This is a genomic window from Helicobacter sp. 16-1353 (assembly GCF_003288815.1).
Taxonomy (GTDB): Bacteria; Campylobacterota; Campylobacteria; order Campylobacterales; family Helicobacteraceae; genus NHYM01.
This window is the reverse complement of the sequence record NZ_NHYM01000001.1, coordinates 18,035-29,953: the sequence shown is the minus strand read 5'-3', so window position 1 is coordinate 29,953 and position 11,919 is coordinate 18,035. Positions and strand designations below refer to the sequence as shown.

At 35.3% G+C, this 11,919-nt stretch carries 11 protein-coding genes; 8 read left to right on the top strand and 3 right to left on the bottom strand.

Translation table 11 applies throughout. The features are described 5' to 3' along the window. From CCY99_RS00160 to CCY99_RS00135, 6 genes are all read left to right on the top strand, one after another. Positions 1–216 carry a cytochrome c oxidase, cbb3-type, CcoQ subunit gene (locus tag CCY99_RS00160; RefSeq protein WP_112059392.1) on the top strand — a complete coding sequence of 72 codons (216 nt, stop codon included), beginning with the start codon at positions 1–3 and terminating at the stop codon, positions 214–216. Continuing rightward, the gene (locus CCY99_RS00155) at positions 217–1,077 is read left to right on the top strand and encodes a c-type cytochrome (protein ID WP_112059391.1); all 861 of its coding nucleotides are present in this window, start codon (positions 217–219) and stop codon (positions 1,075–1,077) included. A gap of 9 nt (positions 1,078–1,086) precedes the next feature. Continuing rightward, the gene (locus tag CCY99_RS00150) at positions 1,087–1,293 is read left to right on the top strand and encodes a DUF4006 family protein (protein WP_112059390.1); all 207 of its coding nucleotides are present in this window, start codon (positions 1,087–1,089) and stop codon (positions 1,291–1,293) included. 112 nt (positions 1,294–1,405) lie between these two features. Further along, complete coding sequence (locus tag CCY99_RS00145) at positions 1,406–2,002, top strand: TPM domain-containing protein (RefSeq protein ID WP_112059389.1); 597 nt, start codon at positions 1,406–1,408, stop codon at positions 2,000–2,002. Positions 2,003–2,012: 10 nt separating this feature from the next. After that, positions 2,013–2,585 carry a hypothetical protein gene (locus CCY99_RS00140; protein WP_112059388.1) on the top strand — a complete coding sequence of 191 codons (573 nt, stop codon included), beginning with the start codon at positions 2,013–2,015 and terminating at the stop codon, positions 2,583–2,585. Positions 2,586–2,754: 169 nt separating this feature from the next. Beyond that, complete coding sequence (locus tag CCY99_RS00135; RefSeq protein ID WP_112059387.1) at positions 2,755–2,937, top strand: hypothetical protein; 183 nt, start codon at positions 2,755–2,757, stop codon at positions 2,935–2,937. A 114-nt stretch (positions 2,938–3,051) separates the two neighbouring features. Here CCY99_RS00135 and CCY99_RS00130 read toward each other — a convergent pair whose 3' ends face one another. After that, a complete protein-coding gene (locus tag CCY99_RS00130; protein WP_112059386.1) occupies positions 3,052–5,241 on the bottom strand; it encodes an autotransporter outer membrane beta-barrel domain-containing protein in 2,190 nt (729 codons plus the stop codon). Positions 5,242–5,850: 609 nt separating this feature from the next. On the opposite strand from CCY99_RS00130, the gene CCY99_RS00125 reads away from it, so the two are divergent. Continuing rightward, on the top strand, positions 5,851–6,474 hold the full coding sequence (locus CCY99_RS00125; protein WP_112059385.1) for an NAD(P)H-dependent oxidoreductase: 624 nt from the start codon (positions 5,851–5,853) through the stop codon (positions 6,472–6,474). 21 nt (positions 6,475–6,495) lie between these two features. Next, a complete protein-coding gene (locus CCY99_RS00120) occupies positions 6,496–8,886 on the top strand; it encodes a ribonucleoside-diphosphate reductase subunit alpha (protein WP_112059384.1) in 2,391 nt (796 codons plus the stop codon). A 17-nt stretch (positions 8,887–8,903) separates the two neighbouring features. Here the strand turns inward: CCY99_RS00120 and CCY99_RS00115 are convergent, their stop codons facing one another. Together CCY99_RS00115 and pbpC are read right to left on the bottom strand one after the other, a co-directional pair. Further along, positions 8,904–9,416: a prepilin-type N-terminal cleavage/methylation domain-containing protein gene (locus CCY99_RS00115; protein WP_112059383.1), complete on the bottom strand. Its 513-nt coding sequence runs from the start codon at positions 9,414–9,416 to the stop codon at positions 8,904–8,906. A gap of 114 nt (positions 9,417–9,530) precedes the next feature. Next, complete coding sequence (gene pbpC / locus CCY99_RS00110) at positions 9,531–11,768, bottom strand: penicillin-binding protein 1C (RefSeq protein ID WP_258442860.1); 2,238 nt, start codon at positions 11,766–11,768, stop codon at positions 9,531–9,533. Positions 11,769–11,919 lie beyond the last annotated feature (151 nt).

Genomic DNA, 11,919 nt, shown 5'->3' with positions numbered 1-11,919 from the left:
ATGTTAGAGTTTTTAATCGAAGCTAGAGGCTATATATATTTTATAGTTACTATTTTGCTAGTTGTATTTTTATACTCATATATTTATTATATGTATAAAGCCCAACGAAGCGGGAAAAAGGACTATGAAAAATATGGTAGATTAGCCTTAGATGATGATATTTTAGACACACCTGTAGAATCTAGAGAGATAAAGAAAGATAGGGGGAATAAATAAATGCAATCTTTATTAAATGACAATATAACTATCTTAGCTTTGCTTGGTGCACTTGCTATTTTGGTCTTAACAGCATTTATAGTAAGCACATATTTTAATAAAATCAAGCACAGCAAAGCAGATGGGGTTTTAACAGAAGAGGACTGGGACGGAATAAAGGAATTCAAAAATGACCTGCCGATAGGTTGGGCGGCGTCATTTCTATGTATTATTATTTGGGGATTATGGTATATGTTTATAGGCTATCCGCTAAATGCGTATTCTCAAATCGGCGAATATAATAGAGAAGTGGATAATTATAATAAGCATTTCGAATCTAAATGGGCTAGTTTGGATTCTACTGAACTAACTACTATGGGAGAGAATATCTTTCTAGTCCAATGCTCACAATGCCACGGAGTGGATAAAAGTGGTATAGATGGCAAAGCTGCTAATCTCAATATATGGGGTCGAGCACCGGAAGTGGTTAATGTGATTCTAAATGGTAGTAAAGGTATGAATTATATGGCAGGTGAAATGGTGCCGATTGAGATTAGCCAAGATGAGGCAAAGTCGATTGCTGATTTTGTGATGGCTGAGATTTCTAAGGCAAAGATTCCAGCAAATGCAGATTCTATTGCTAAAGGTAAGGATTTATATGCCACTTACTGCACGGCTTGTCATGGACTTGATGGAAAAGGATTAGAGGGCGTTGAGGATTTTGCTCCTGATTTAACCACTTATGGAACATATGAGTTTTTACAAGTTGTTCTAACTCGTGGTAAAAGTGGTGCGATTGGCAAAATGCCATCTTTTACATATGCCGATTTTAATGCTATTCAAGAAGAAGCTTTAAATAGCTTTATATTATCTAATAATTAGGAGGAGCAAATGAATGGTGGATATTTTAGTTTAAATGGTTTAGTTGGGTTTTTTATCGCTGTTGTTTTGCTCTTAGTCATTGTAGTGATATTTGGGATTTCTGCGGTAAATGTCCAAAAAAGAGAGGCTACAAATTATTACAATATTGATGCTTCACAAGCCAAGATGATTGATAGTTCTAATGCCAATTATTATGAACTTAAAACAAAGGAGTGATTATGGATTACAATATTGTTGAAAAACTACTTTTTGGATTATTAGTAGTATTAGCGATTGCTTCTATAGTTATAGCGTTTATCCCAAATATGCTACTTCATTTGGTATAGCATTGTTTTCGATTTGGCACAAGATTCCACTCTGTGGAATCTTGCTTTTTTGTAACATTGCTTTTGCGAATAATTTTGTTTTTAATGACGATTCTCTACTTGTAGAAAAAAGTGCTGTTTTTATAGAGCAAGTTTCAAGTGAGCTTTTAGATAAAACGGGCGTAAGCTTATATGTCTATATGGGCGAGAAACTACAAGATTCTAGCTATGTAGAGTTTAAAAATAAACTTATTTCCAAACTCAAAGTGCCGTATGTTGCTATTATCTTAATTAGAGATGATAAAAAGATTGATATTGCCACATCGAGCGATGATATTTTGGATAAAAAAAAGGTATATTGGGAATATATGGTTCCGCTAATCCCGCAAAAAGATTCCGAGCTGACGAATCAAGCCCTATCCGCTGTAGTTTTTAATGGATATATTGAAAGCGTGGATTTAATAGCCGATAAATTTAATGTTACGATTAATCACAATATTCCTAAAAATGAAAAAGGTGCAAAAGCTGTAGCTCAGCTGATTTTATATTTAATGCTTTTTTCTATGCTAGGCATTGTTGCATTTATGTATTTTTTTAGGAAAAAATTAAAAACCAAGTAAAGGGAATATATTGAGCGATTCTAAAAAAACATCCAAAGAGGATTCTAAGAAAACTTTCTGGCCCTACGGCATTGCATTATTTTTGATTTTTATGGTTTGTATGATTATTTTAACTGTTTATATAGCCATAAAGTCAAGCCCAGAAGATGATAATGCCTATTTCTCGACGCGTCAAGATGTAGATGCGGCAATCAATGATATTTTGATAAATCAAAAAGAATTAGAAAATATGTATAATTTTTATATCATCAATGATAATAAAGAGATTTCATTAGAGCGAAAGGCAAATAAAAAGACATCAACCCCAATAAATCTTAGCGAAGATGGAGAATTTACCTTAAAGCTAAAGATAAGCCCAAAAAATGATAGTGTGGATAAGCCCGTAGTTCGAGCAAATATCACACGATTTGCCACCTCAAAATTTGATAAAGATTTGGGAATCTTAAAAGAAAATAATGGCGAGTTTGTCGCAGAGCCGATTATCTTAGAAAAAGGCGAATGGAAAGCGATGATTGAGTTTAGTTTCGATGATAAAAACGCATATTTCGAGCAATTTATACTTGTAGGCGATAGAACTAATTAATATTATAGAGGTCGCCAAATAGGGGCAGAGTAAGCTTATAAAATTAGATTCCCAAACTATACAGAATCTACAAAATACGCAAAATCTAAACTATGATGAGAATCTAGATTCGCAAATCGCCCAAGATACCATAGATTTAGAGAATCTAAAGCATAAAGATTCCCAAGATTTGGTAAATCTAAATCACAATCCGCAGAATCTAGCAGATTCTAAAACTTCACACGATTCGGCAACTCCGCAGAATCCAAGCTATATCGAGAATCTAGATTCGCAAACCACACAGAATTTAAACTCTCAAATTCCCCAAGATTCGCAAAATCTACAAAATCTACAAAATCCACAGAATCTATGAATCTTAGATTCCACATTTTCTAATTACAAATTAAATATCTCACATTCTAGCGGAATCTAGATTCATAGATTCTAGCAGATTCTATATCACACATTATGAATTTCCTATTTTCATTTACCACCCAATCTTAACATTAAAGAATCCACTATTTTGTATAGATTCATCGCCGAAGTTGCCTAGGTAGTTTAAGCCTAGCTCTATGTTTGAAGTTACGGCGTAGTTTATTCCAAGTCCAAAGTAAGCGATGAATTTATCCGCACCGATATCGTAAGCTTGGATTCCGCCGTTTTGGATTTGAATGTTGCCAGTTGGGCTGTTTAGCAAGTATTTAAGCCCAAGCGTGGAATCTAAGCCAATTCCAAGCCCAAATTTTATATCGTAATTTACTCCCAAATCCACATATATTAGGTTTGTGAATTGTGCTTTAAAAGTCTGTGAGCCGATTATTATGTCGCTTGAATTTAATCCAAGTGAATTTAGCCCAATCTCTGCTCCAAAGATTCCAGCACTCTCAAAATCAAAGTCTTTTCCAAATGCTATATTTAGGTTATATCCCAAAGAGTTAGAATCTGCCTTGTTTGCAGTGTTTGAAATCACATAATTTGCATTATTATTTATAAAAACTGCGTCGATTAGGGCTTTCACATACATTCTATAAACCAAATCAAGCTTATAATGAAGTCCTAATAGTGCATTTAGATTCGTAGATTCTATAGATTCATTTGTGTTTGAACCTTTTAGATTCCCATAGCTAAATCCTATATGAGTTCCAAGTGTGTGAGAATCTCCAAGCCTTGCATTAAACCCACTAACAAATCCATAGCTTAAGCCACTTACATTATTTGCGTTAATTATAGAATGCGTGATAAAAGGTGTGAAAAAGAATCTGTAATTATGAGAATCTACATCGCTTAGGCTAGAATCTATGCTTAAATCTGTAGGTGTGTAGTAGAATCTATCGTTTGATTTAAAGGAATCTAAATCTTTGGATTCTAGATTCTTGCTTAGATTCTCTTTCAATCTTGCTATTCTCAACGCCTCAAGATTCTTAAATCTAATAGAATCTATAGAATCTACATTCGCTAGATTCCCACTCATTCCGCTAAATGCATTTTTAAAGATATTTGACTTTACATTCGAAGCCAACATATTTACATTTGAGATATTCGCCACATTCACGCTAGAACCGATATTTGCGGGAGTTACATTTCCACTAGAGACGCCTCCGCTAGGATTAGTTTTATCCACGATTTTAAAGTAATCTGCGCTAGAGCCTTGCTGGATTTCGTATTTAGCGGAATCTACAGAATCTGCAAGTTGCAAATGCGAGTATAAATTCGTTACGCTCGTGCCACTGGCGTAAGTCAAGCCATACGCTGCTCCAGTGTCAGCATCAAATATGAGTTTACTAAGGCTATAATCTTTATTTAGCTCGAAGTTCGCCCCAAAAGAAATAAGAATCTTGGAATTGGAATCTTTTAGCTTCACGCCATCTGCACTGCCACCTCCGCCAATAACTAAGTGAGAAATATCATCGCTTACGGCGTTATAGCCATTAAAGGCGTTGAAAGTATTGGCTCTCTCGTTAATTTGCAAATGATAGTTTGAAATGGTGATTGTGCCTCTAATGTGGTGGATATGGGCGATTTTGCCATTATATTCGCTTAGGGAAATTCTGCCTTGATTGTTTAAAGTGGTGATTGTGCCACCGTTTTCAATACCCGCGATAGTCCCTCCAGCTTGGTTGTATATGTTCTTGATAGTTCCGCTATTTACTATTTTGCTAATGGCACCAGAGTTATTTATTACGAAGATAGTGCCTTCTCCATCGTTTTCGATACCAGCATATGTTCCGCTAATTGTGCCATAGTTGTTTATTGCGGCTATTTTCCGGTAGTTTACAATACCTATTGTCCCCTCTACTATGCCAAAATCGTATCCGCTAATCTTGCCGGAGTTAGTTAATGTGTTGATTGTGCCTCTGTTGTGTATTTGCCCTATGATTCCATCTCTAGTATTGTCTAATGTGGTTATCGTTTGCCCATCTACATTATAAATATCACCTGTGATTTTGCCTCTGTTTATTAGTGTGGTTAGCTCTCTAAAATTTTCAATCTCACCAATCGTGCCGTAGTTGTCTAGCGTAGAAAGTGTGTTAAGATTTTGAAGCACACTCATAGTGCCGTGGTTATTTAATGTGGCTATTGAAGCGTGAATCTCTAATCCATTATTACCATATATGCTGTTATAGTTATTTAGCGTCTTAACTGATGTTGCTGTGCTACTAATTAATAATCCATACAAGTCCGCATATACATTTATATTATCATATTGTGATCTTACCTCTTCTCTTGCGTTATTTTGGGTTTCAATATTTAAATCTGTGGCGGTTGCGTGAGTAGAAAATGCGAGAGTGATGAAAAGCGTTGCGAATCTAAATAAATTCTGCGATGTAAATCTTGCGAGGTTGTAGAATCTGTTTAGATTCTGCGTTAAGCTAGAGAATCTACTTGGATTCCCCCCCCCCCCCTATTTGCGACTTTTTAAGACTATGTATAAAAACCATTTGAACTCCTTTTGTAAGATTAAATGTGCGTATTGTAGCTAACAATTTGCTAAAAGATTCTTGACTTTTTGTAAATTTATGCCTTAAAAATAGGAATATAAATGATAGCACAACGGCGAATCATCGCTCTAGTCGCCATAAAAGCCCTTTAAGGTTGCTAAAAAAAAATTGCCTAGATTTTATAGAAAAAAATAAAAGATTTTTTGAGATTTTAAGAATCTAGATTCAAATTTAAGCTTTTTAAGATTCTAAAATTTGGTAAAATTCCAGTTTGAAAGAGAGATAAGATTCTATTTTTATTCGCCCAATAAGTAAAAAATAGAAGTAAAAATCATAAGGAAAATGCAATGAATGACTTTTTAAAAGCAATGGATTTTAGGCATGCGTGTAAGATTTTTGATGAAAATAAAAAGATTCCAGAATCTCAATTCTTAGATATTTTGGAATCTGGTCGAATGTCCCCAAGCTCGATGGGTATGGAGCCTACAAGGATTCTTGTAATCCGTGATGAGAATCTTAAAAAAAGATTAAGAGAAGCGTGTTGGAATCAGGTGCAAATCACCAGCTGTGCGGAATTAGTCGTGCTAAAATCGCTCATTTCTCCGCTAATTGTCCCATCAAACTATGTGGATTCTATGTCGCTTAGGAGGGGGAAAACACAAGAGCAGCGAGATTCTTGGAAAAAACTCTATAAAGATTTTTTAGAGAAAAAGGAAGCAAAGGGCGAGAGCATTGCGAATTGGTCGGCGAAACAAGCCTATATTATGGCGAGTTCGATGATGAATTGCGCGGCATTTATGGGGATAGATTCTTGTGCGATTGAAGGCTTTGAGACGGATTTGGTGCATAAGATTTTGGAAATTGACACATTTAAGGAGTTTGTGAGCCTTATCTTGCCATTTGGCTATAGGATTAAAGAGCAACAAAGACGCTACAGGCTCCCTTTAAGTGAATTAGTAGAATATAAATAAAAAATTTTAAAAGGATTAGAATTGACTGGATTAACTGTCATTAAGCGAAATGGGCGAATTGAAAAGCTAGATATAACCAAGATTCAAAAATACACAAGCTCGGCGGTGGCGGGCTTAAGTGGCGTTAGCCAAAGTGAGCTGGAAGTGGATGCGAAAATCCACTTTAGGGATAGAATCTCAACAGAAGAAATCCAAATCACGCTGATAAAAACGGCGGTGGATAAAATCGACATTGATACGCCGAATTGGACTTTTGTCGCGGCTAGGCTGTTTTTGTATGATTTGTATCATAAGGTGAGTGGCTTTACTGGATATAAGCACTTAAGGGAATATTTGGAAAAAGCCCAGAGTGAAGGCAAGATTCTAAAAGGATTTAGCGATAGATTCGACCTTGATTTTCTAAATAGCAAGATTGAGCCAGAGCGTGATTTGCAATTTAATTACTTGGGGATAAAAACGCTTTATGATAGATATTTGATTAAAGATTCGCAAAATAAGCCAATCGAGTTGCCGCAACATATGTTTATGGCGATTGCGATGTTTTTAGCTCACAGAGAGAGCGACCCGAATTTTTGGGCGGTGGAGTTTTATAATGTGCTTTCGCGCTTTGAAGTCATCACCGCGACGCCTACTCTAGCCAATGCCAGAAGCACTCGCCACCAGCTAAGTAGCTGCTATGTGGGAAGTATGCCGGATAATATTGAGGGGATTTTTGACTCTTATAAGGAAATGGCACTTCTAAGCAAATATGGCGGAGGTGTGGGCTGGGACTTTAGCAAGATTCGCGGGCTTGGAAGCTATATCGATGGTCATAAGAATGCAGCAGGTGGCGTCGTGCCGTTTTTAAAAATCACAAATGATGTGGCGATTGCCGTAGACCAGCTAGGCACTAGAAAAGGGGCGATTGCGACTTATTTGGAGGTGTGGCATATCGATGTAAATGATTTTATTGATTTGCGGAAAAATAGTGGCGAGGAGAGGCGACGAACGCATGATTTATTCCCGGCACTTTGGATTTGTGATTTATTTATGAAGCGAGTTAGTGAAAATGCGATGTGGACGCTCTTTGACCCATATGAGTGCAAGGAGCTAACTGACTTATGGGGCACGGAATTCGAGGCGAAATATATCGAGCTAGAGGCAAAAGAGGGCATTATAAAAGAGACTATCCACGCAAAAGATTTGTGGAAAAAGATTCTAACCAATTATTTTGAATCTGGTTTGCCATTTTTGTGTTTCAAAGATAATGCCAATCGCACCAATCCAAACGCACACAAGGGCATTATCCGCAGCAGTAATCTCTGCACAGAGATTTTCCAAAATACAAATCCAAGCATTTACACCACAAAAATCGAGTTTGAAGACGGCAGTTTGCGGTATTTAGACGAAAATGCAGTGGTAAAAACGGACTTGGGCGTGGAGAAACGAGCAAATAAGCTAACTTCGCTAGATTCCCTTGATGGTAAAAAGATTTTTATAACTGAGCGTATTGGAAGTGGCGGTGAGACTGCGGTTTGCAACTTGGCAAGTATAAACTTAAGCAAGATAAATACACGCGAAAATATCGAGCGCGTGGTGCCAATCGCCGTTAGAATGCTAGATAATGTGATTGATTTGAACTTCTACCCAACTAGAAAAGTCCGCTGGACAAATCTAAAAAATCGTGCCATTGGGCTAGGCGTAATGGGCGAGGCAGAGATGCTAGCGAGCAATCAAATCGAGTGGGGCAGCAAGGAGCATTTTGAAAAAATCGATAAGATTATGGAGATAATAAGCTTTAATGCGATTAATTCAAGTGCGGATTTAGCCAAAGAGAAAGGCAAATATCCAGATTTCGAGGGGTCGAATTGGAGTAAGGGGATTTTCCCAATTGATTTGGCAAATGTGGAGAGCTTGAAGCTAACTGAGCGCACGCTAATTGATGTGTGTAATTGGGAGGATTTGAGAGAAAAAGTCAAGCAAAATGGGCTTAGAAATGGCTATCTAATGGCGGTCGCACCGACTAGCTCGATTTCGATTTTAGTTGGCACGACGCAGACGATTGAGCCGATTTATCGCCGAAAATGGTATGAGGAAAACTTGAGTGGCATGATTCCAAATGTGGTGCCGAATCTCACGCTTGATACCTACAGCTTCTACAAAAACGCCTATGAAATCGACCAACTAAACATCATCAAAGCTGCCGCAATCCGCCAAAAGTGGATAGACCAAGGGCAGAGCGTGAATATCTTTATGGATTTGCAAAAGGCGAGTGGGAAGTATCTAAATGAGATTTATATGAGTGCGTGGAAGCTAGGGCTGAAATCGACTTATTATTTACGAAGCCAAAGCCCAGATGCCGAGAAGCAAACCAATGGAATAACCCAAGATGAGGTGATGGATAGAAGTATCGAGTGCTTTAACTGCCAATAAGATTCTAGAATAGAATCTTAAAACTTAACAGCTCCCGTTGTAGCAAGTGGAATAACTCTATTTGAGCCACTTGGATAGGAATTCATCAAAGATTTACAAAGCGTTTGGGCACTATTTGTTTTGGCTACATTCTTTGGCTCAAATACTAAATTCCCACTAGTGCTAATAGCGATAACCGCGTCGCTTTCCTGTGTAGCTCCACAATATACGCCATCTTTTGCTATAGGTGCCACTCCCCTACCTACGGGTAAATTCACTGAAATCCATCTACCTCTATCTAATCCGCCTGTGTCTATTATCCATTCACTCCAAGAATTAAATCCAGCTGGAGTAGCTGCTGTTGGGTCAAGATTCTCAGCAAAGATTCTAGCTGGGATTGCTTTTAGCGTGGAAGCAATATCACTTCTTAGCATTGCTACTTGTGCATCTGTCCTAGTTGTTACAAATCTAGGAACAGCAACTGCGGCTAAAACTCCTAATATAACAATAACGAAAACTAATTCAATCATAGAAAAACCATTTCTTTTCATCTATCCACATTCCCCTTTATTGTAAATAAATATTAAATAATATAATTAATGAATTATAAACAATATTTTTTTAATAATTCTTTAAAGATGGAAGGGGGTTTGTGTATTTTAATACTATTTTGAAATAGTAAAATTTACACTATCACTATCTCCATTATCATTTATTACACTAAGTGTATAGAATCCAGCTTTTAGTCTTAATGTTTTTGTGGTTTTATTGTCCATTCCTATATAATCTTTATTTAAATACCACCAAACATTACCATTATTTATATTTGCAATTCTTACAATAAGTTCATTCTCACCTTCAAAATCTTTTGTTAAGATGATTGAGAGGTGATTTTTAGGATATAAAATTTGTAGGGATTTTGTTTGTTTTTTAATCTCAATATTTTGTTCTTTGTAATATTCTAATAACGAAAGAGGTAGGACTATTTTTGTAATCTCCTCTGCATTGATAAAATCTACATCAAGCGAATTCACCTCTTTTTTATCTTTATTTATAAAAACATTATGTAAAAATGGTGAGTATCTAAGAGGTTTAGCCATTTTTGGATATATTGCTTTGAATGATTTTATATGTTTATATTCCTCATTATATCTATATCCGCTTGGGCTATCTAGCGTTATTTCTTTTAAATCATTAGGTTTATCAAACTCCCCTCCAACATCGCCTAAATCATTTAGGATATTAAATAAAAGTTCCCCTGTGATATTTAGTCCAAATAGATTTGGATTAGATTCCCCGCTAAAATTTCCACTCCAAACAACAATAGTATATTTTGGTGAAGTTCCAGCCGCCCAAGCATCTTTTCTCCCATAGCTTGTGCCTGTTTTCCAAGAAAATATTTTTTTATTTATAAAACGATTTTCTAAACCCATTCGCTCTAAATATCTCATAGCATCAAGTGTGAGATAGGCACTTCCTTTTGATAAAAGTCGTTTTTTAGGGTTTTTAGTGGAATCTTTTGTGTAATAAATATTCCCAAATTCTCCATAATTTCCAAGTCCTACATAGATTCTAGCAATATCCTCAATGCTTAATTCTTTCGTCCCAAGTATCAAAGATAATCCATATCTTTCAAAATTATTATCGCTAAAACCCAATATATCTTTTAACTTAAAGAAAAATTTATCATATCCATAATCTTGTAATAAACCTACAAATGGGATATTTAGAGATTTTATTAAGGATTCTCTTGCACTAATTAAGCCATAGTATTTTTTAGAAGCATTTTGGGGTTTGAAATTTGAAAAAAATGTCGGGGCATCGACTAGTTTGGATTGGGGAGCAATCAACCCATCATCAATTGCTAATGCATATAAAAGTGGCTTTAAAATGCTACCCGGACTTCGTTTGGCAATAATGCCATCAATTTGTCCAAACCCCTCAATATCAAAAAAATCTTGAGAGCCAGCATATCCTAATACCTCACTAGTTTGTGTATCAATAATCATTCCAGCTAGATTATTAATTCCAAGATTTAGTAGTTTTTTATGATAGCTTTTTAATCTTTCCTCTAAAATAATTTGTATATTTTTATCAATAGTGCTAATAATTATCGATTGTTGTGGGAATCTTAATGCTAAATGCGATGCTAGATTTCTATCTCTTTTTATGGTTGGGAGTTTTTCACTCATAGAAAGTTTTAGATTATCATCATCAATATATTGTTTATCTCGTAGTTTTTGGAGTAATTTATTTCTTTTTTGTATTAATATATCATTATTTTTTTTCAAATGAATTAGACCCGGAGCATTCGGCAACACTGCTAGAAGTGCAGATTCTGCCCAAGTTAAATTTTCTGTGCTTTTATTAAAATACATTAAAGATGCAGCACTCACACCAACTATATTTCCACCATATGGGGCATTATTTAGATACATTTCTAAAATCTCATCTTTTGAATACAAACTCTCTAAGCGAAGAGAAAGAATGATTTCTTTAATTTTATTAAAATATGTCCGCTTGTTTTTTTGTAGTAGTTTTATGGTTTGCATACTAATCGTGCTTCCACCGACTTTTCTTTTATATTTTATATTAATATAAAGGCTTCGAATTAATGCAATAGGGTCAAATCCAAGATGTGAATAAAAATTTTTATCTTCAAATGTTAATGTTGCAATTTTTAATTTATCGCTTAAGTTTGCGGTATTTTTTAGATGCCATTGTTCATCTTTATTTAAAAAAATGCTTAGAATTTCATTATTTCTATCAAGCATAGTTTTGCTATACCGACTTTCAAATGGGTCTCCTTTGGGATTAAAGCTAAAAAAAATAAAGGCAAAATACGCCAAAAGCAAGGAAATAATAGTAATTAAGAATATCAAAATTTTATTTTTTATTTTCATTATCGTTTCGTGGAATCTTGATTTCTTTAGATTCTACTATAGATTCTAAAGAATCTAATTATTATTTTTAGAACAAAATAAAATAAGATTTTTAATAAATATCCATTTTTGAATATTTATAAATATTATAAATGTTTCGTATAGAATCTAA